Annotated in this window: 19 protein-coding genes and 1 pseudogene; 10 read left to right on the top strand and 10 right to left on the bottom strand. The window is 59.7% G+C overall.

Annotated elements, in window-relative coordinates; translation table 11 throughout:
• Positions 1-49: 49 nt before the first annotated feature.
• Positions 50-1,015, bottom strand: a complete 966-nt coding sequence (locus tag ACYZTL_RS15895) for a CobW family GTP-binding protein (RefSeq protein ID WP_461952589.1) — start codon at positions 1,013-1,015, stop codon at positions 50-52.
• A gap of 27 nt (positions 1,016-1,042) precedes the next feature.
• Between ACYZTL_RS15895 and ACYZTL_RS15890 the strand changes: the two genes are divergently transcribed.
• Positions 1,043-1,399: an NADH:ubiquinone oxidoreductase gene (locus tag ACYZTL_RS15890; RefSeq protein WP_461952588.1), complete on the top strand. Its 357-nt coding sequence runs from the start codon at positions 1,043-1,045 to the stop codon at positions 1,397-1,399.
• Between the two features lie 4 nt (positions 1,400-1,403).
• Here ACYZTL_RS15890 and ACYZTL_RS15885 read toward each other — a convergent pair whose 3' ends face one another.
• A complete protein-coding gene (locus ACYZTL_RS15885) occupies positions 1,404-2,054 on the bottom strand; it encodes a DUF1826 domain-containing protein (RefSeq protein WP_461952587.1) in 651 nt (216 codons plus the stop codon).
• On the bottom strand, positions 2,054-3,262 hold the full coding sequence (zigA, locus tag ACYZTL_RS15880; protein WP_461952586.1) for a zinc metallochaperone GTPase ZigA: 1,209 nt from the start codon (positions 3,260-3,262) through the stop codon (positions 2,054-2,056). Before zigA ends, ACYZTL_RS15885 begins: the two co-directional genes overlap by 1 nt.
• Before the next feature lie 143 nt (positions 3,263-3,405).
• Here zigA and ACYZTL_RS15875 point away from each other — a divergent pair, with 143 nt between their 5' ends.
• The 7 genes and pseudogenes from ACYZTL_RS15875 (at position 3,406) to ACYZTL_RS15845 (ending at position 8,319) form a co-directional block, all read left to right on the top strand.
• Positions 3,406-3,783 (top strand): glutamine synthetase, encoded by a 378-nt coding sequence (locus ACYZTL_RS15875; RefSeq protein WP_461952585.1) that lies wholly within the window; start codon positions 3,406-3,408, stop codon positions 3,781-3,783.
• 118 nt (positions 3,784-3,901) lie between these two features.
• Positions 3,902-4,798 (top strand): GTP cyclohydrolase FolE2, encoded by an 897-nt coding sequence (folE2, locus tag ACYZTL_RS15870; RefSeq protein WP_461952584.1) that lies wholly within the window; start codon positions 3,902-3,904, stop codon positions 4,796-4,798.
• A complete protein-coding gene (locus tag ACYZTL_RS15865) occupies positions 4,795-5,463 on the top strand; it encodes a metal ABC transporter ATP-binding protein (protein ID WP_461952583.1) in 669 nt (222 codons plus the stop codon). Before folE2 ends, ACYZTL_RS15865 begins: the two co-directional genes overlap by 4 nt.
• Positions 5,463-6,320 carry a metal ABC transporter permease gene (locus ACYZTL_RS15860; RefSeq protein ID WP_461952582.1) on the top strand — a complete coding sequence of 286 codons (858 nt, stop codon included), beginning with the start codon at positions 5,463-5,465 and terminating at the stop codon, positions 6,318-6,320. The genes ACYZTL_RS15865 and ACYZTL_RS15860 overlap by 1 nt, the downstream gene beginning before the upstream one ends.
• Positions 6,321-6,332: 12 nt before the next feature.
• Complete coding sequence (locus ACYZTL_RS15855; RefSeq protein ID WP_461952581.1) at positions 6,333-7,208, top strand: metal ABC transporter substrate-binding protein; 876 nt, start codon at positions 6,333-6,335, stop codon at positions 7,206-7,208.
• Positions 7,205-7,312: pseudogene (locus ACYZTL_RS15850) on the top strand (carbonate dehydratase); the annotation flags it as partial. The gene ACYZTL_RS15855 and the pseudogene ACYZTL_RS15850, both read left to right, overlap by 4 nt.
• A gap of 116 nt (positions 7,313-7,428) precedes the next feature.
• A complete protein-coding gene (locus tag ACYZTL_RS15845; protein ID WP_461952580.1) occupies positions 7,429-8,319 on the top strand; it encodes a His/Gly/Thr/Pro-type tRNA ligase C-terminal domain-containing protein in 891 nt (296 codons plus the stop codon).
• Between the two features lie 206 nt (positions 8,320-8,525).
• Here ACYZTL_RS15845 and ACYZTL_RS15840 read toward each other — a convergent pair whose 3' ends face one another.
• The gene (locus tag ACYZTL_RS15840; RefSeq protein ID WP_461952579.1) at positions 8,526-9,047 is read right to left on the bottom strand and encodes a DUF3617 domain-containing protein; all 522 of its coding nucleotides are present in this window, start codon (positions 9,045-9,047) and stop codon (positions 8,526-8,528) included.
• Between the two features lie 132 nt (positions 9,048-9,179).
• On the opposite strand from ACYZTL_RS15840, the gene cls reads away from it, so the two are divergent.
• The gene (cls, locus tag ACYZTL_RS15835; protein ID WP_461952578.1) at positions 9,180-10,619 is read left to right on the top strand and encodes a cardiolipin synthase; all 1,440 of its coding nucleotides are present in this window, start codon (positions 9,180-9,182) and stop codon (positions 10,617-10,619) included.
• Here the strand turns inward: cls and cfaB are convergent.
• The 5 genes from cfaB to hflK (ACYZTL_RS15810) form a co-directional block, all read right to left on the bottom strand.
• A complete protein-coding gene (cfaB, locus tag ACYZTL_RS15830; RefSeq protein WP_461952577.1) occupies positions 10,616-11,800 on the bottom strand; it encodes a C17 cyclopropane fatty acid synthase CfaB in 1,185 nt (394 codons plus the stop codon). The genes cls and cfaB overlap by 4 nt on opposite strands.
• A 190-nt stretch (positions 11,801-11,990) precedes the next feature.
• Complete coding sequence (locus ACYZTL_RS15825; RefSeq protein ID WP_461952576.1) at positions 11,991-13,901, bottom strand: cation-translocating P-type ATPase; 1,911 nt, start codon at positions 13,899-13,901, stop codon at positions 11,991-11,993.
• On the bottom strand, positions 13,898-14,956 hold the full coding sequence (gene hflK / locus ACYZTL_RS15820; protein ID WP_461952575.1) for a protease modulator HflK: 1,059 nt from the start codon (positions 14,954-14,956) through the stop codon (positions 13,898-13,900). The genes ACYZTL_RS15825 and hflK (ACYZTL_RS15820) overlap by 4 nt, the downstream gene beginning before the upstream one ends.
• Positions 14,953-15,993, bottom strand: a complete 1,041-nt coding sequence (hflC, locus tag ACYZTL_RS15815) for a protease modulator HflC (RefSeq protein ID WP_461952574.1) — start codon at positions 15,991-15,993, stop codon at positions 14,953-14,955. Before hflC ends, hflK (ACYZTL_RS15820) begins: the two co-directional genes overlap by 4 nt.
• Complete coding sequence (gene hflK / locus ACYZTL_RS15810; RefSeq protein ID WP_461954319.1) at positions 15,990-17,951, bottom strand: protease modulator HflK; 1,962 nt, start codon at positions 17,949-17,951, stop codon at positions 15,990-15,992. Before hflK (ACYZTL_RS15810) ends, hflC begins: the two co-directional genes overlap by 4 nt.
• A 217-nt stretch (positions 17,952-18,168) precedes the next feature.
• Between hflK (ACYZTL_RS15810) and lpdA the strand changes: the two genes are divergently transcribed.
• The gene (gene lpdA, locus ACYZTL_RS15805; protein ID WP_461952573.1) at positions 18,169-19,569 is read left to right on the top strand and encodes a dihydrolipoyl dehydrogenase; all 1,401 of its coding nucleotides are present in this window, start codon (positions 18,169-18,171) and stop codon (positions 19,567-19,569) included.
• A gap of 86 nt (positions 19,570-19,655) precedes the next feature.
• On the opposite strand, the gene ACYZTL_RS15800 is transcribed toward lpdA, so the two are convergent.
• Positions 19,656-20,129: an Lrp/AsnC family transcriptional regulator gene (locus ACYZTL_RS15800; RefSeq protein WP_461952572.1), complete on the bottom strand. Its 474-nt coding sequence runs from the start codon at positions 20,127-20,129 to the stop codon at positions 19,656-19,658.
• Positions 20,130-20,163: the final 34 nt, after the last annotated feature.

The following is a 20,163-nucleotide window of genomic DNA, read 5'->3' as shown; positions in this document are numbered from 1 at the left end:
GGAATGTGAAATCCTGTAGGAGCTGCCGCAGGCTGCGATCTTTTGATCTTCAATTTGACCGACAGTCGGCCAAACCTCTTTGCAGCACCTCAATATCCTGCGGCTCACTGAAAATCAGCTCAATCCGCGAATCCCGGCGCCATTCGCTGGGCTGCCACGCCAATGCCGAGTTATCCAGCGCATTCGCCGAAACCCAACCCTCGACGCTGTGGATAACCAGCTTCGCCCGCCGCCAGACAAGGCTTTCGAGCCACTGGCCAACGCGCGCTGAATCGAGCGTCTGGCTCGGATGCCAGCGCCAGCCGATGCTCCAGCCGCCGTCCTGGTCCTGGCTCAGGCAAATCGGCAACGCGGGATCGGTCCAGACAGCAGGCATCTGCGCCAATCCTTTAGGGGCGATGAAGTTATCCACACCCGCCACAGCCTGTGTCTCAAGGCCCGGTAACTCGCTCAACGGAAGAGCTGCCTGCTGCGTCCAGTACAAACGCCGCGCCGGTAACTGCACAACGATTCGCTGGCGATCATCCTCGTCGAGATTTTCCGACTTGTTCAGCAGCAGCAACCCGGCGCTGCTCAACGCCTCCTGCTGCGTCACCGGCAACGGTTTGCCAGCGGCGAGCGCCTGGGCATCCAGCACCAGCACGCAGGGCTGCACCGCCAGTACGCCGATCCACGGCGCCTCACTCAACTGTTTTAGCAACTGCGCCGGATGCCCGAGCCCGGACGGTTCGATAAACAACCGATCCGGCCGTGCTTTGCGCAGCAAACGCCCGAGGCCGATCTGAAACGGCGCACCATTGACGCAACACAAACAGCCCCCGGCCACTTCACCCAGTGCGATACCATCGGCGTCCCGGGTCAGCAACGCAGCATCGATGCCGATCTGGCCGAACTCGTTGATCAGCACCGCCCAGCGCTCGTCCGGCGGTCGCTGCGCCAGCAGGTGCTTGATCAAACTGGTCTTGCCTGCACCCAATGGGCCGGCAATGACGTGAGTGGGAATGTTCTGCAACATGGTCGGTGTTTTCTGAGGAGGTAAAGGATGCGGTTGATTGGCTGCGCGTTGCTCTTGGCGTTGGTTTCCGGCGAAGCGCTGGCCCAGGCTTGTGTGGTACATACCACGGCTGAGCGACTGGACGTGAAAGTCTGTCAGCAGAACCGAAACATCCCGGAAAAACTCTTCGCCGATGGCTTCTGTCAGCCGAACCTTCCTGGCCAGAAAGTCGAGGTGCAATACGTCGACCAATGCCCCGGCGGCGCCTTCGGCGTATGCAGCAATGCTCAAGTCGCCAATATGCCTTACCGGCAGGATATTCACTATTACGGCGTGGCCACCGACGCTGTGTACCTGAAGCCGTTTTGCGAAGGCCAGAGCCAGGGCAACTGGCTCAAGCCTTGATCCGCTAACTCAGCCAATCGAGGGTCAGGATCAAGCGGCGCTCGCCCGGCGCGAGTTGCGGCGAGCGGTGAATCAGGCCAAAGCCTTCGTTGCCGTGCCATTTCTCGCCCTTGAGCAATGCGACGGCGCCGCTGCCGATTTGCTGGATCAGCGAATTGTCCGTGGGTTCGGCTTCGGGTTGGCTCAACTGGCGGCGATCCATCACCCCTTCTTTCAGCCACTGACTGCCAACACCGGCATACGTGGTAATCAAGCGCACCGGCACATGATCGACGTGAAAGCGCGGGCACATGGCTTTTTCCAGAACCCGCAAACGCACGCCAATGCGCTTGGCACCCAGTAGGCAGGCGAAGGCGCTGACCAGCCAGGAAACGTCGGCGGTGAAACCTTCATAGCCCTCAAGATCGCTGAAGCCCGAGGCCCATCCGCGGAGGTTGGGTTCGGTATCTTCGTTGGCGATTTCCAGCGATAACGACTCGGCCAATGGCTCGTTCAAGGACAGCAGCAGGCTGCCGAAATCGGCGATGGGTGCCGGGAGTTGGCGCTGCCAGATGGCGAGATTCACACCGTCATCGAGAATTCGGGCGAGGGCTTGCGGCGTCTCGCCCTGAACCTGAGACATGACCGGCCGAAGCTTCAAGGTCGGTGCCAACATCACGCAGCTTCCTCTTCATGCCAAGAACCAAACGGATCAGGCAGCATTCGCCAGCCCTCGACGCCAGATGCCATTTCATCATCGGTCAGCAGGCAATCGTCCAGTTCTGCGGTGAGTTGGGTGAAGTCGATGTTCTGGCCGATGAACACTAGCTCCTGACGGCAATCACCGGTGGCGGCGGTCCAGTTCTCCATGATCGCAGCGGTGCTTTCTTCGTCCTGCGGCCATTGGGTTTTCGGCACGAAACGCCACCAGCGTCCGGCAAAACCATGGCGCATCAAACCGCCCGCCTGGGACCAACTGCCCGCGTCCATGTGCTTGCTCGCCAGCCAGAAAAACCCTTTGGAACGCAGCAGTTTACCGTTCACCCATGGCCTGTCGATGAAGCTGAAAAAACGTTGCGGGTGGAAGGGTTTGCGTGCTCGATAAGCCGTGGAGGCGATGCCGTACTCCTCGGTTTCCGGTACGTGCTCGCCGCGCAGCTCCTGCAACCAACCTGGTGCCTGCGCAGCTTTTTCGAAATCAAAACGACCGGTGTTGAGGATTTTCTTCAGGGGGATCTCACCCATGACCATCGGGATGATGTCGGCTTGCGAGTTCAATCGTTCGAGGATCGCAATCAGCTCCTGACGCTCGCGGCTGCTGATCAAGTCGATCTTGCTGATCAGGATCACGTCGGCGAATTCGATCTGCTCGATCAACAAGTCAGTGATCGAGCGTTCGTCCTCCTCGCCGAGGGTTTCGCCCCGAGAAGCGAGGCTTTCGGCGGCCTGATAGTCGAGCAGGAAGTTCATGCCGTCGACCACAGTGACCATGGTGTCGAGCCGTGCGATGTCGGCCAGGCTTTGCCCTTCTTCGTCACGGAAAGTGAAGGTTTCCGCAACGGGCAGTGGCTCGGAGATGCCGGTGGATTCGATCAGCAAGTAATCGAAGCGACCGTCCCTGGCGAGTTTGCTGACTTCTTCAAGCAAGTCTTCACGCAAGGTGCAGCAGATGCAGCCGTTGCTCATTTCCACGAGTTTTTCTTCGGCGCGGTTCAGGGTGACGTCACGCTGAACTTCGCTGCCATCGATGTTGATCTCGCTCATGTCGTTGACGATCACCGCGACTCGCAAGTTTTCGCGGTTGCGCAGTATGTAATTAAGCAGCGTGCTTTTGCCGGCGCCGAGAAAGCCAGACAGAACGGTCACGGGGAGACGATTGGGCATCAGGAATTCCTCACAGGGATGCCCGGTCGCAATGTCGGGCTTAACTAAATGCTATAGTATAACAATGCAATCAAGCCACTCCCCTCTTGCCCGCAATGACAAAGGGCACGATGCTGGAGCCCGTTCGGTCCGTGAGAATTCCCATGCGTAATGCCCTGAAATTAACGCTGATGAGCGTTTCGCTACTGCTCGCCGTAGACGCCTGGGCGCAAATCCCGAGCCTGGCCAAATGCACCCGAAGCGCCAACCTGCTGGCCTGCGTGGATGCCGATGGCAACGCCTACAGCGTCAACACCATCGGCAACACGATCTATTTGCGAGGCTTCGAAAGGGCAGGCAAACGCTACTGGGCGCAGACCAACAGCCGTTACGGACAACTGACGTTTTTTACCGGCATCGCTTCCGACGGTGAGGCCTGGGTTGGCTATAACCGTCGGGTTGGCTGGACCACCATCAATCGGTTTTCCAGCTCGGGAGGCAGCAGTGCAAAGTTCACCTGCAGCAGGATCACCGGCTGCTAGAGCTGCGCTTTTTTCCAAGTGACGTCTGTACCTGGTGAAAGCCGCTCGTGAAAAAGGCGTAGTCGATTTTAATGCAATAACATAACATGTCGGTCCGACTTCCACGATGGACCTGCTCATGAATGCGCTGACTCTGCCGGATATCGCCGCGCAGGCCTCACGCCAAACCCTGCCACTTGAATGGGTGGGCATGTGCGGCATTGCTCTTCCAGTTTTCTTCGATGGCCAGCGATTGAGCGCGAAGGCCGACGCGGGCGTGAGCCTCGACGATGGAAAAGCGCGGGGCATTCATATGTCGCGGCTGTACCTGGCGCTGGAAATGCTCGAGCAGGAAAACCTGACGCCAGCCCTGTTACGGCGCGTATTGCAGCGATTTCTCGATACGCATGAAGGTCTGTCCAACTGCGCTTACCTGAAAATCCACGCTGATTTACTCCTCAAACGGCCGGCGCTCATCAGTCCATTGTCCGGTTGGAAAACCTATCCGGTTAGCATCGAAGCGAGTTTGAAAAACGCGATGTTCCACGTGGAACTAAAAATCGACATCCCTTATTCCTCAACTTGCCCCTGTTCAGCTGCGTTATCCCGACAGCTGATTCAGCAACAATTCGTCGATGACTTCGCCAACAAGTCACTGCAACACGCCGACGTTTGGGCTTGGCTTGGCTCCACAAAAGGCATCGTTGCGACGCCTCATAGTCAGCGCAGCAACGCGCAGTTAAAGCTTCGTCTCGACGATTACCTGGATGACCTGCCACTGATTGCGCTGATCAACGATGCCGAAGCAGCCCTCGGTACCGCCGTACAAACCGCGGTAAAGCGCGCCGACGAACAAGCCTTCGCCCTGGCCAATGGGCAAAACCTGATGTTCTGCGAAGATGCGGTTCGACGTTTGAATACGGCTTTGAAACGCTCTCCCGGCATCAACGCGTTCCACCTGAAAGTCGTCCACGCAGAAAGCCTGCACGCCCACGATGCCGTCGCCGAAAGCCGATGGAACTGGGAGGCCGCATGATTCGCTGCGAGGCTTTGCGCTGGGGAGCGCCCGGACAACCGCTCACGCCTGCGCTGGATTTCGAATTGCCCAAAGGCAGTCTGACCGCGGTAATCGGTGCCAACGGCTCGGGTAAAAGTAGTCTGCTGAAAGTCATCGCCGGCCTGCAAAAACCACTGACCGGCAAAGTGATCCTTGATGTTCCACGCAAAGGCTCAGTCTCATTCCTCCCCCAGCAACAACACCTCGACCGGCAATTCCCGATCAGCCTGCAAGAGCTGGTGGCAGCCGGTTTATGGGGCAGCAAACAATCACCCGAAGTCCGAAGCCAACGCCTCAAGGCTGTCCTGGAAGACTGGTGCCTGAAAGGTCTGGATCAGCGCCCATTGATGGCCCTCTCCGGCGGCGAATTGCAGCGCGCCCTGCTCGCTCGTTTAAGCCTCGCTGAAGCACCTGTGCTGTTACTCGATGAACCCCACGCCGCCCTCGATGAACTCGGTCAGTCACTGCTGTGGAAACACATCCACGCCTGGCACGCCGAAGGCCGAACACTGGTGGTGGTGTGTCATGACCTGGCTGCCGTTCGCCAACATATTCCCCAATCGCTGCTGATCAAAAGTAGCGGCTGCATCCTCGGCCCAAGCACAGACCTGATCCGCCAACAACCCCAATCGCTGGTGGCCTGATGCTCGCTGCCGCTCAACTTTGGCAACCCTTCCACGAGTTCGTCTTCATGCGCCGAGCACTGCTCGGTGGATTGGTGTTGGCATGCAGCACGGCACCGCTCGGGGTGTTTCTGATCCTGCGACGCATGAGTTTGATTGGCGATGCGGTCGCACACGGCATCCTGCCCGGCGCAGCGCTCGGCTTCTGGTTCGCCGGACTGAGTCTTCCGGCGTTGACCCTCGGCGCAGGCCTGAGCATGGCCGGATTCGCCGCGTGGATCACCCGCCGCACCGGGCTACGAGAAGACGCGAGCCTCGCCGCAATCTACCCAATCTCCCTCGCCAGCGGCGTGCTGATTCTCGGCATCGCCGGAAAACGTCTTGACCTGCTGCACCTGCTATTTGGCTCGGCGGTGGCGGTCGACGGACCCACGTTGACCGGCATGTTGTGGGTCTCTGGATTCAGCCTTGTCGCCATGGCACTCATCTACAAGCCGCTATTACTGGACACCCTCGACCCACTCTTTTTGCAAACCGTCAGCCGTCTCGGTCCCTTGGCCCACGGCGTGTTTCTGACACTGGTGGTGCTGAACCTGGTGATCGGTTTCCAAGCCATCGGCGCATTGATGGTCGTCGGCCTGATGATGTTGCCCGCCGCCGCATCACGCTTCTGGAGTCGTCGCTTGCCCGTATTGATGGGTATCGCCGCCCTGCTCGGCTGCCTCTCGGTGTGGCTCGGTTTGTTGCTGTCGTTCTACTGCTCGCTGCCCAGTGGTCCGGCGATCGTGCTGGTCGCTGGCGGTTTGTATCTGCTGTCCGTGGTGTTCGGTCCGGTCCACGGTTTGCTGCGCCGCCCGCCTTTGCTCACATCCCAATGAGGTGTTGCCCCGATGCGCGCTTTACTCGTGCTGTTCAGTTTGATGCTGTCGATGTCGCTGTCCGCTGCGGAAAAACTCCAGGTGGTCACCAGTTTCAGCATCCTTGCCGACATGACCCATCAGGTCGGCGGCGACCATATCCAGATCACCAACATGGTCGCCCCCGACGCCGATGCCCACACGTACGAGCCGACGCCGGACGACGCCAAGGCGCTGCTGAAAGCCAAACTCATCATCAAAAACGGCCTGGGTTTCGAGCCATGGCTGGACCGTCTGGTGACCAGTACTGACACCAAAGCCCCGGTCATCAGCGCGAGCCACGGCGTCATTCCGCGCTCGCTGGATGAAGACGGCGAGACCGTTCCCGATCCTCACGCCTGGCACAATCTGGCGAACACCGAGCTGTACATCAGCAACATCACCAAGGCACTGATCGCTGCCGACCCAAAGAACAAATCCGACTACGAACGCAACAGCCAGGCCTACCTGAAACAGATCTACGCGTTGCTCGCCGAAGCCAAAGCCAAGCTCGGTTCGCTGCCGCCGGGCAACCGCAAGATCGTGACTTCCCATGACGCGTTCGGTTATCTCGGTCAGGCCTATGGTATCGACTTCATGGCGCCTCAAGGACTGTCCACCGAACGCGAACCGTCGGCCGCCGAAGTCGCAGCACTGATCACCCAGATCCGACAGGCCAAGGTCAAGGCGGTGTTCATGGAAAACATCAAGGACGCGCGTCTGCTCAAGCAGATCGCCGATGAAAGCGGCGCGCACATTGGCGGCACCTTGTACTCCGATGCGCTTGCCGCGAGTGGTCCGGCCAGCACTTTCGCCGGCCTGTTCGAGTACAACCTCAACACCCTGTACGAGGCATTGAGCAAACCATGATCCACAAGAATCCTTCAGGTGATTTACCGCTGATTACGAAGTCTGCGTACGTGGACAAAACCGCGATCATCTGCGGCAAAGTGGTGATCGGCGAGAACGTTTTCGCCACAGCGTCAACACCACGCCTGTCCGGACAAGTCGCATAGTGCGACGAAGGTCTTAATGACAATTGTCAGGGTTTAGCTCTACGGTTTATGCGCTAGCACTCGAGAGCACCGACATGATTCACATCACCCTGAGCGATGGTTCATTGCGTGAATACGACCAACCGTTGTCGGTGTACGAACTCGCCGCGAGCATCGGTCCCGGGTTGGCCAAAGCGGCTGTCGCGGGGCGGGTCGACGGCGTTTTGGTGGATTGTGAATTCATGCTCGAAGCCGATGCCCGGGTCGGCATCGTCACGCCACGAGAACCCGACGGGCTGGAGATTCTTCGCCGATCCTGCGCGTTGGTGTTGTCGATGGCCGTGAAACAGCTTTATCCAAAAGCACATTTGCAGACGGGATCGGCGTTGGGTGATGGCTTCTTCCATGAATTCGAGTTTGAGCGTCATTTAAACCTGGTCGACCTTGCCGGCATCGAAGCGCGCATGAGAACACTGGCGGCGACCAATCATTCGATCCGCCGCCGCGCGACGCCTGCAGAACAGTTGTCGTCCTACCTGCTGGGGGACTTCGAGTGTGTGTCGTCGGGTCCACATGTTCCCGCAACCCGAGTGTTGCAGGCCTTTGCGCTCGATCACATCAGCGGCACTTCACCACAGCGGATCTACGGCACCTGCTGGTCCTGCCAGGAGGAACTGGACAACTGGCGGGCACCGCCGCACGTGATGATCGTCAGCATGGATGACCGTCAGGCAGAGTACGCACAGTCGGTGACTGAAGCGTTGCGCCTAAGCGGTGTGCGCGCTCGCGCAGATCTGCGTAAGGAGAAAGTCCGCCACAAGATTCGCGAGCACAGTCAGCAAGTGCCCTATCTGGTGGTAATCGGGGAGAAAGAAAAAGAAGGCGGGTTTGTCAGTGTGCGCAGTCACACGGGGGAGGATTTCGGCCGGATGGCGGTTGATGCGGTGTGTGCCTGGCTGAGATCAACTGGCATGGCGGGTGCCTGAATGGACGCCTTCGCGGGCAAGCCCTAATGCCAGTCAGTTAAGGAAACTGTAGGAGCGAGCTTGCTCGCGATGGACTCAAGAGCGCCGCGTTTAGCCAGTAAATACGCGTTTTCGTTAAAGACCATCGCGAGCAAGCTCGCTCCTACAGGGATAGCGTATGACCTTGTGGGAGCGGGCTTGCTCCGGGCGGCGTTACGACGAAGCGTTTAAGCTCTTGGCTTAACAGTCCCGCAATCCTGCCCCAACCAGACCGCCCGCGTATCGAGGCTACCCTTCTGTTGAATACCGGTAGCGTTGAAAGTGCCGTTCACCTTGGTGGTGAACTCGCGATCACTCAAGAAAGTAGCCACACCCGCCCCTTGCGCTTTCGGGCAGCTGAAGCGGAATTTCCACTGGTTGCCGGTGCGCTCGGTGATTTCCTGTTTGCAGCCCGATTGCGGATCCGTCAGCGGGATGTTGTCGGTCTTCACTTGCTCCGGCGTAAGGCAAGCGCGAATCCCCTTGCCGCCCATGGTGATGCCCTGCTTCTCCAGCTGCGCGCGCTGTTCAGGCGTCATCTGGCTTTGAATCTGGCCGAGGATCAATTGCAGATCCGGCATATTCTGGTCATCGACCTTCATGTTGCTCGAGGTCAATTCCCACAAGCCCGGCTGCAGCATCTGCGCCTGAGCGGCCACAGGAAGTGCAAAACCAAAAGCCACGGCCAAACCCAGCAAACGAACGTTCATCGTGTAACTCCTGATCAGTAGTGGCCGTTAGACGTCAGCCACGGGCTTCGGTTCATGGGCCAATTAAATAGCGACATTCTGCACGGAACATGGTCTGTTAAGCATTGAATCTTCAGGAGCAAGGCTGCCCCCATGGATTACTTTGGACCGCATGTTTTAGGTTATCTGATCGCGCTGTTGCACTCATTAGGGCTGATCGCCGCCATCCATGCCGTATTGACCGTTCGGACCGCCCAGGGCTCGATCGCCTGGGCCCTGTCGTTGCTGTTCATTCCCTACTTCACACTTATCCCGTACCTGGTCTTCGGCCGCAGTACGTTCGATGGTTATATCAAGGCGCGGCGACAGGCCAACGAGGAAATGCGCGAGGCCATCTCCGAGTTGAACTGGCGGCCATGGGTAGAAGAGGCCCTGACGGCACAAGCCTCCAACGCTTACGCCTCATTAAGGGCAATGCCGAATCTGGGGCGCATGCCGTGCCTGGCGAACAATGAGGTCCGCCTGCTGATCAATGGCCCGGCCACTTTCGAGGCGATTTTCGAAGCCATCAGCCACGCCAAAGAAGCCGTGCTGATCCAGTTCTTCATCATCCACGACGACCGCCTCGGCCAGCGCCTGCAAACCTTGCTGTTGAAAAAAGCCGCCGAAGGCGTCGCCGTTTATCTACTGTACGACCGCATCGGCAGCCACTCCCTGCCCCACAGTTACGTGCAGCCGTTGCGCGATGCGGGAGTCGAGGTCAAAGCTTTCGCGACGCGCAGCGGCTGGCTCAATCGCTTCCAGGTCAACTTCCGTAACCACCGCAAGATCGTCGTGGTCGACGGCGTGTTGGGCTTCGTCGGCGGACACAACGTTGGCGACGAATACATGGGCGAGAAACCACCTTTGGCGCCGTGGCGCGATACCCACGTTCGCGTGCGTGGGCCGGTGGTGGCCTGCATGCAGGAGTCTTTCGCCGAAGACTGGTTCTGGGCGGCGCGGTCGTTGCCGCCGTTGATACTGCCGGATGTGTATCCGGACGACGGTGTTCTCTGCCAATTGCTTGCCAGCGGCCCGGCAGATTCCTACGAAACCTGTTCACTATTCTTTGTTGAGGCCATCCACGCGGCGACGGAGCGGGTGTGGATCACCAGCCCCTATTTCATCCCGGACGAAGGGGTGTTCGCGGCGTTACGGCTGGCGGTGCTGCGTGGCGTCGACGTGCGGATTCTGCTGCCGTCGCGGCCCGACCACCGGATCGTCTACGCCGCGTCCAGCCTGTACGCCTTCGAAGCGGTACGCGCCGGCGTGCGGGTGTTCCGCTACGAACCCGGTTTCCTGCATCAGAAAGTGGTGTTGATCGACAGCGAAATCAGCGCCATCGGTAGCGCCAATCTGGACAACCGCTCGTTCCGGCTGAATTTCGAAGTGATGTTGCTGACGGTCGACAGCGTGTTTGCCGGCGAAGTGGAACAGATGCTCAACGACGATTTTGCGCAGGCCCATGAAGTCGCCATAGAAGAAAGCCGGGAGACCCACCGCCTGCAACAGGTCGGCATGCGGATCGCCCGGCTTATTTCTCCGATACTTTAAGGGTTGTAGATGTCATCGCGAGTCCATGGCAGTTCATGGCTGCCATCGGGGTGCGCTTTCACCGCGAGGATCTGGTGCAGGTTGATCCAGCCCTTGGCGAACGCATAAGCACATCCAGCCAGGTACAGCCGCCAGATACGCAGTGCCTGCTCAGGCACGAGCTTGCCGGCGGCTTCCAGATTGTCTTCCAGATGTTCACTCCAGTGGTCCAGGGTGCGCGCGTAATGCAGGCGCAGGCTCTCGACATCGACGATCTCCAGACCCGCTTCGCTGATCTCGGCAGAAATCATCGACAGGTGCGGCAGCTCGCCATTGGGGAACACATACTTCCCGATGAAATCCCCGGCACCGCGCCCCACCGGACGGCCATCGGTGTACTTGGCGGTGATCCCGTGGTTCATCACCAGACCACCCTCTTTCACCGCGCCGAACAACGTTTTGCAGTACTCGGACAGGTTCTCGTGCCCCACATGTTCGAACATGCCGACGCTGACCACTTTATCGAAGCGCCCATCCTGAGGCAGATCGCGGTAGTCCAGCAGTTGCAGCTCGACCAGATCGTCGAGGCCTTCGGCCGTTACCCGTTCACGGGCCAGGGCCAGTTGCTCTTTGCTCAGCGTGATCCCGAACACTCTCGCGCCGAACTCCCGCGCCGCATAGCGCGCCAAACCGCCCCAACCGCAACCGACGTCCAGCAGATACTCACCAGGTTGCAGTCGTAACTTGCGACACAAGTGACGGAATTTGGCTTGCTGCGCCTGTTCCAGCGTTTCGCTGCCAGTCTCGAAGTACGCGCAGGAATACGCCATGTCACTGTCGAGCCACAGCTGATAAAACGCATTGGACAAGTCGTAATGATAGGAAATCGCGTTGGCGTCGGTTTCCTTGTCGTGGGAGGTGCGAACGGGATGGCTGTCCAGGTCGCCGAGCAACGCCTGGCTCCATTCATCGCAGATGCGGATCACGTCGCTGATGGAGCCTTCCAGCTCGACTTTGCCCTCGACAAACGCCGCTCCGAGCGCGTCCAGGCTTGGATGCGTGAACTGGGTAACCAACTGTGGGTCCTTGACCACAATCGTGACGCTGGGCGTCGGCCCCAGATTAAATTCATGGCCGTCCCAGAGTCGCAGGCGTAACGGAAGCTGCAGATTCTGTAAGGCCGGTGGAAGTTGCGCGAGCATGGAATACCCCCCTTGTTTCAGACGTCTGATGTGAGGTTAGACCATCCTTGAAAAATAGCAGGCTAACGATTTATCAGCCCTTTCCATGACCCGCAGCGTTCAAACCCACCCGTCGCAAATTCACAGAAGTGATTGCCCTTACCCTAGATGACTGCGAATTTGGCACACAGTTCTGAAAAGTTGAAACCCCTCAAATATCGTCCTTCAGTTTGAGCAATGGCTCCTGAAAGCGCAGCAAACGCCCGGCGTTACCCAACACCAGCAACGTACTCAAGTTATGCAGCAATGCAGCGATCATCGCCCCCGCCGCGCCGAGCCAGCCGAATGCGGCGAAGGCCACTATTGCCAGCGTCCAGCCCAGACCGATGATCACGTTGACCTGCAACGTGTTCCGGCACTGGCGACTCAAACGCACGCAGGTGCCGAGCCGACGCAGATCACTGCCGATTAGCACGATGTCGGCTGACGCCAAGGCAATGTCGGCCCCGCCCGCCCCCATCGCGACGCCGACTACGCCGGCCTTGAGGGCCAGCGAATCATTGATGCCGTCACCGACTACCATCGGCCGAAAACCACTGCCGATTTCTTTCAGCACGCGATTGAGTTTGTCCTCGGGCAAGGCCTGGGCCTCGACATCGACGATCCCGATATCCCGGGCTAACGTATCCGCCACACTTTGGCGATCACCTGTGAGCAACAACTGCCGGCCCAGTCCGAGTTCGCGCAACTCGTTCAAGGCAAACCGCGCCTCAGGTTTGACGCTGTCCGCCAACAACAGCCAGGCGAGAAATTCACCATTAAGTGCCAGCCCGGCAATCGGACCATCGTGTTCGGGAACCGCTGAAGTGGGGATGCCCAATTGTGCGAACAGCTCTGGACGACCGAGGGCCGCTTCGCCCTGCTCCGTCATCGCCACCACGCCCAGGCCTTGGCGTTCGTGAATGTCCGAGAGCAGCAGAAAATGTTCCTGAGTGACCAGCCCGGCAAGCGCCCGACTGACCGGATGGCTGCTGGCGGAACCGAGGCTGGCGGCGAGCTTCAACACGTGGCTGCGATCTTCCAGCGGGCTGTCGATGGATTGCAGGCGCAAGGTGCCGAAGGTCAGCGTCCCGGTCTTGTCGACCACCAGCGACGTCAGGTCTGCCAGCTCTTCGAGAAACGCCGAACTGCGAATCAGAATCCCGTGGCGAGCGGCAACCGCAACCCCGGCAATCGCCGTGGCCGGTGCCGACAACACCAGCGCACATGGACAGGCTGCCACCAACACCGCGAGCATTGCCTGCGCATCGTTGGTGATGAACCAGGTGACAGCGGCCAGCAGCAACACCAACACCATGTAGCTGCCCGCGTAGCGTTCCAGCAATCGGGTGATTGGCGGTTTGGAACGCTCTGCGCTTTGCATCAGCGCGATGACTTTGCCGAGGGTCGATTCGCTGCCCGTACGCGTCACTTCAATACGCAGCAGGCCGTCGAGGTTGATCGCCCCGCCGAACACGGTCATGCCAACGCCCGCCTCCACCGGCACCGACTCGCCGGTGATCGAAGCCGTGTCGAGACTTGCCTGACCGGAGAGCACGCGGCCATCGGCCGGCACTCGGTCGCCGGCGCGAACTTCCACACGGTCACCGGCCTTGAGTGTGCCGTTGTCGACTTCGACGATGGAGCCATCGGCCTGAACCTTGCGCGCATGGCTGCGCGTCAGTTTGCCCAGCGCGTGAATCGCTTCCTGGGAACCGATCACGCTGCGCTCTTCCAGCACGTGGCCGAAGATCATGATGATCGGCAGTAACGCAGCGGTCAGCAGATCGCCGGTCGCCCAAGCACCGAGCATGGCCAAGGCGATCAATTGATCCGTGATCCCGTGCAAGCTCGGATAACGCAAGCTGTACCAGGCCGAACGCATCACCGGCACGGCCACCAGCAATGAGGCAAAACCCAACAGCAATTGACTGACACCGGTCTGCTCCGGCGACACCCAACGCCAGATCAAACCCAGCGCCAGCAAACCCAATGCAAGCATGGCCAGGGTCAACTGGCGGGCGGCGCTGCGTTGTTCGGCCGAGGACAACAGGCTCGGTGCGGCGGCGGTTTGGTCGGTCATTGTGCAGCTCCCTGAATGATCAGGCGGGAATCGTCTTTCGGATTGACCGTGGTTACTGAGCCCGCCTGCCCGAGAATTTTCGGCATGCGCTCGCGGTAGATGCGCAGCAGCATTTGCGGGTCAGTGCCCTGTTGTTGCGCCTTGGCCAGACTCAACACGGTGGCCGTGTCGGCGGAAGCTTTGGCCAGCCGTTCGCTCGCTTGAGCGTGGGCAACCTGCAACGTACGGTCGGCTTGTTCGTTGGCGGTTTGGGTGAGTTTCTCGGCTTCGGTGCGTGCGTTTGCCACGGCCTTATCGGCTTGCTGACTCGCCGTCAGCACCGCGTTGAAGGCATTGACCGCCGGCCCCGGCAAACTCGATTGCACATCGACGCGCGCCACTTCGATGCCCAGGCCCTGCCCGGTCGCCGTGAGTTCAGCAAGACGCCGATTGATGCCTTGCACCAGATCACCGCGCAGGCGCTCACGTCTTTCGGCCGCCTGTTTGTCCGCACCGATCAGTTCCGGTCGCGCCACCAGAATAGTGTCCAGATCACGGGCGGCCGTCAGCGCCACGGCACTGCGCGTCACAAGGCGATCCAGTGCCGGCAGCACATGTTCACCTTGAAGCACGAACGCGTAGGGTTCGGTGACTTTGTAAAAGACCCGCACATCCAGTTGCACCACGCCGGCATCACCGGTCAGCAAATAACCGGACCCCGCGAGGGCATCACTGAGTGGCGTGGCGAACGTGGCGACTCGGTCAGCCTGTAACGCGGCATCGCTGCGCAGCAGATTGTCGACCCGACGTTCGATCACCCGATCGGCCGCCGGCAGCAAAATGACCTGCTCGAACGGTCGCGGCCACGCTAACAGCAGACCGGCATTTTGAATGCGATCCAGCGCGCCGAAGTGCAACACCACCGCGCGATTCTGCGGATCGATTTGCCGAACATTGGAAAACGCCCACGCCAACGCAGCCAATACCGTCACCGCATACAGCGCGAGAAACGCCAATCGCCCGGCCTGAATCCAGGGGCTGCTTAACTCATTTGTTCCACGTGGAACCAAACTCATGGCTGCGACCCAGACTTGTTATCGAGCGTCGGCGGACCGTCAACCAACACCCTGAACGGCGCGGCATCGGTGCGCAAAATCAGTTTGGTTCCAGGCGTGACGATGGTGCCCAAGGTGTCGAGGGAGCGCAGCAAGTTATACAGCTGCGGCGAACCGGCGTAAGCGCGACCATAAATCTGCGCTGCTTCGACGCGGGATTGAGCTTCGATATCAGCAGCTTTTACCGTAGCGTCGGCCTGAACGATTCGCGCATCACGTTCGGCGGCAGAGCGGATTTGCGCTGCTTCGCGTTTGCCGATGGCAGTGCGTTCGGTGGCGATTGTTTCACGCTCGGCACGCATGCGATCGACCGTGGCGGTCAGGGTCACCGACGGCAAGGTCAGACGTTCGATGCCGACTTGCAACACGCGAACGCCATACGTGGTCAACAACTGCTGATCAATTTGCTGACGCAGCTGTGCCTCGAAATCGGCGATGTGCACCTGGTTTGCATCCGTATTTACCAGGTTCGCCAGATCAAAACTGCTGGCCGTGGTTTCCAGTGCAGAGCCAACAAAAGTGCGAATCTGCCGCGCCGCTTCATCCGGCTGATTCTGCACAGCGCGCATGAAGCGCTGCACATTGTCCGGATCACCTTGAACCTGCCACGCCACATAAGCCTGAACGATGATGCGTAAACCGTCTCGTGTGCCCACGTCCTGCAAACCACTCGACGTGGTGCGCAGACGCAAATCGACAGGAATTGCTGCTTCAAAAGGTGCGGGCCAACGCCAGCCCAACCCCGGCTCGAGCAACACCCGCGACGGATTGCCGAAGCGCGTGATGACCGTGGCTTCGCCAGAACGCACTTGCACCAGGCTCGCTGCCGCGATAGCAAACGCCACCAATAACGCCGCCCAACCCATGCGCCGCCATGGGAAGGGACCGGCTTCTTGTGGATCGCCGTGGTGGTGATGGTGATGCCCGTGATGATGCCCGCCATGTCCGTGATCGTGCCCGGTGTGGTCAGCATGATCGTGAGTGTGCGACTGGCTCATTTGGCAGCTCCTGGCTGAGCAGTTTGACGCGACGGCGCGGGGTCAGCCGGCAGCGTGAACGTACGGAGGTCGATGGTCGGCGCGTTGTTGCTGCCGCCCAAACGATGATCGAGAACCAGCAACCTGGTGTTGGCCAGTCCTTGGGACAGCTGGCTGAAATATTGCTCCAGCACGAAGGCCTGGCCAGCGCTGGCATAGGCTTTTTGCTCGGCGCTGAATTTCAGATCCGCGGCCTGCGCGGCCGCATTGATTTCACGCGCGTTGGCCGTCGCCTGATCGCGAGCGATGCTGGCCTGCAATTGCGCATGATTGGTGGCTTCTGCTGCCGCGCCGCGTTCGCGTGAGATCAACGTCTGGGCGCCAATCTGTGCCGCTTGCACGCTGTGATAAGCGTTGGCCGCGCCGGCCGGCGGATGAATCGCCTCGACTACGGTCGCAAGAATTTCCACGCCGCTGCCGAGTGTTTGCAGGTCCGCCTGCACCGCGCGGCCAATCTCTTCGGCGAGCCCTACCCTGTCCTCACCGAGCAAACCGTCGAGGGTTCGCGAGGCGAAATCGTGAACCAGAATCCGGCTGGCGGTGCTGCGGATCAGCATCGGTACATTGGCATTGTTGTAGGTCGCGGCCAACGCCGCTTGATCCGTCAGGCCGATGCGGTAAACGAACCGCACGTCCATGTTGACGATCTGAAAGCTCTGCTTGTCGGCACGGCTGCTGGCGATGACCTGGGATTTGTCATTCACATGGCTGGCGTCCCACAAGCGATTGGCTACTGCCGGCGCCGGACCTTCCGCGGGTTCCGTCGCAACGAGCGCCGCCACTTCGCCGACACTCGTGGCCAACTCATGAACCACGCCGTTCTCGATACTCAACACTCGGCCCAGCGGCCACGGCAAACCCGCGTGCAAACCGGGACCGAACACCTCCACCGGTTTGCCGAAGCGCTCGTAGATGCCCCGCCCTTGCAGGGGGATTTCGTGAATGCCAGTCAGCGACCAACCGACAATGGCGACCACCGCCAACACCGGTACAAACGCGCGACGCATGTAGGTGAAAGCCCAGATTTGCCGCAGATCGATGCCGAAGCGGTTATGCAGTTCATGCTGCAACGCCAGCAGCGGTTGTGGCGGCCAGCGCAGCATGTCGGCGACGAAGCTTCGAGCCAGCAACGCAGGTTCCAGTTGTTCGCGCCGGGGACTGAACAATGACAGCACTGCACGCAGCAGCAGTTCGACCGCGACGAGCCCCGGCAGCAGCCCGATGAGCACAGCCAGTCGCACCGGCCAGACCGACACCTCGCTACCGAACAACAGACACAACGCGCTCAACACAAGACTGATGATTGCCACGCGAGTCAGCTGGGCCATCTGCCCTGCTTCGGGCCACTGGGCCACGTTTTCCTGGGCAAGCTGCCGCTCCAGCACGAGCAAACCGAAGGCCAGCAGCAACGACAATGCGGCACCGACATTAGCCGCAATGCCTGGCGCGGCAGGTGGTAGCGCAAGGTTCCAGACCTGGTCGATGCTGAACAGCGCCAACAACGCCCAGCCGCCGAGCCACAGCGTCGGGGCGCCGATCTGCACCAGCATCCGCGTCGATCGTTGGCTGATCCGCTCCAGTAGCTGTTCATACCAGCCAACTGGGGCGTCAGCAGCGACGTCGACCTCCAACGGCAGCGCTGCGGGATTCATCGCCCGCGCGCGCCATTGCGTCACCCACCACGCCGATTGCAGCCCGGCAATGAGCACCAGCAGACCGGCGCTCTGGTTGACCAGCAACGCTGGCCAAAGCGATTGCGGCGCAAACAGCCCGACAAAGAACGCCAGCACCAGCCCTGTGCCCGCGAGCGTGCCGAGGCCGATTGCCAACTGCCGCAATCGTCGCCCTTGAAAGACTGCCTGCTGAAAGCGCGGTAGCCCGGCTACCGCTGCTCCCTCAACTTCGAGATCGACTTGCATACCACCCCAGTGCTTTTCTTTGCTCAAGTCGCAATTCGTTACGATATAACGAAAGTCGTGAAATTTTTGTACTAAAACGTTCTATCTAAAGACGCACAACCTGTCGTTTGGCTGAAGCCTTGACCGAAAGGCCGAGGAACGCACATATTACGCTCGTAATTTTATCTACGAACTACGTTTATCCAGCCCGATTCCCATTCAATCCAGGAGCAAATCCATGAGCAGCTATGACGTCGTGATTCTGGGCGGAGGCCCCGGCGGTTACAACGCAGCGATTCGCGCCGGCCAGTTGGGCCTGAAAGCCGCTTGCGTTGAAGGCCGCGCCACCCTCGGCGGCACCTGCCTGAACGTGGGTTGCATGCCGTCCAAGGCGCTGTTGCACGCTTCCGAACTGTACGACGCAGCCATGGGCCCGGAATTCGCCAACCTGGGAATCGAGGTCAAACCCACGCTCAACCTCGCGCAAATGATGAAGCAGAAGGATGAAAGCGTGGCCGGGCTGACCAAGGGCATCGAGTTTTTGTTTCGCAAAAACAAGGTCGACTGGATCAAGGGTTGGGGGCACATCGACGGCCCGGGCAAAGTCACGGTAACGGATAGCCAAGGCGGCAAGACCGAACTGAGCGCCAAGGACATCATCATTGCCACGGGTTCCGAACCCACTCCCCTGCCCGGCGTAGAGATCGACAACCAACGCATCCTCGATTCCACAGGTGCGCTTTCTTTATCCGAAGTGCCCAAGCATCTGGTGGTGATTGGCGCCGGGGTCATTGGCCTGGAATTGGGTTCGGTGTGGCGGCGCTTGGGCGCACAAGTGACGGTCGTCGAATTTCTCGACCGGATCTGTCCCGGCGTGGACGGTGAGGCGGGAAAAACGCTGCAACGTTCGTTGAGCAAGCAAGGCATCAGCTTCAAGTTGAGTTCGAAAGTCACCAGCGCCACCACCTCGGTCAATGGCGTTCAACTCAGCGTAGAACCGGCGGCCGGTGGCACTGCCCAATTGCTGGAAGCCGATTACGTACTGGTGGCCATCGGGCGCCGGCCTTACACCCAGGGTCTGGGCCCGGAGAACGTCGGACTCACTACGGATAAACGAGGCATGCTCGCCAACAAAGGCCATCGCACTGAAGCGGCCGGCGTCTGGGTCATTGGCGATGTCACGTCCGGGCCGATGCTCGCGCACAAGGCTGAAGATGAAGCCATGGCCTGCGTCGAGCAGATCGTCGGGAAGGCAGGCGAGGTCAATTACGACCTGATCCCCAACGTCATTTACACCCGACCGGAGCTGGCCAGCGTCGGCAAGACCGAAGAACAACTCAAGGCTGAAGGCCGTGCGTACAAGGTCGGCAAATTCCCGTTCACCGCCAACAGCCGGGCGAAGATCAACCACGAGACCGAAGGCTTCGCCAAAGTGCTGGCCGATGAGCGCACCGACGAAATTCTCGGTGTGCATCTGGTAGGCCCGAGTGTCAGCGAAATGATTGGCGAATATTGCGTGGCCATGGAGTTCAGTGCCTCCGCGGAAGACATCGCGCTGACTTGTCACCCACATCCGACCCGCTCCGAGGCTTTGCGCCAGGCGGCGATGAATGTGGAGGGGATGGCGACGCAGATGTAGTAAAGATCAAAAGATCGCAGCCTTCGGCAGCTCCTACAGTCGTACACATATCCTGTAGGAGCTGCCGAAGGCTGCGATCTTTGCTTTCAAATTGGTAAATGCTCTAAAGGCAACGCCCCCGGCGTCTTCACCGTGTGGATCGCAAAGTTGCTGCGGATATCGCTCACCCCCGGCAATTTCAGCAATCGCCCGGTGAGAAAACGGTCGTACGCACGCAGATCCGGCACCACCACCTGCAGCAAAAAATCCGATTCCCCTGACACCAGAAATGCCGAAATCACCTCGGGCAACGCCATCACAGCCACGCGAAAAGCCTCAGCCTGCTCATCGTTATGGCGCTCAACCTTGACCCCGACAAACACCGTCAGCCCCAGCCCGACTTCATCGCGATCGAGATTGGCCTGATAGCCGCGAATCACTCCCGCTTCTTCAAGCATTCGTACCCGACGCAGACAGGGCGACGCGGACAGACCGATCTCGTCAGCCAGTTGCACGTTGCTCAACCGACCATCCCGTTGCAGGGCTGCGAGAATCTTGCGGTCGTAAGCGTCGAGTTTCATGTTTGGCAGATCCCGCTGGTTTAAATGACATTGA

It is taken from the genome of Pseudomonas sp. LB3P81, assembly GCF_054897965.1.
Note: the sequence above shows the minus strand (reverse complement) of the source record. Positions and strands in the feature narration are given on the sequence as shown.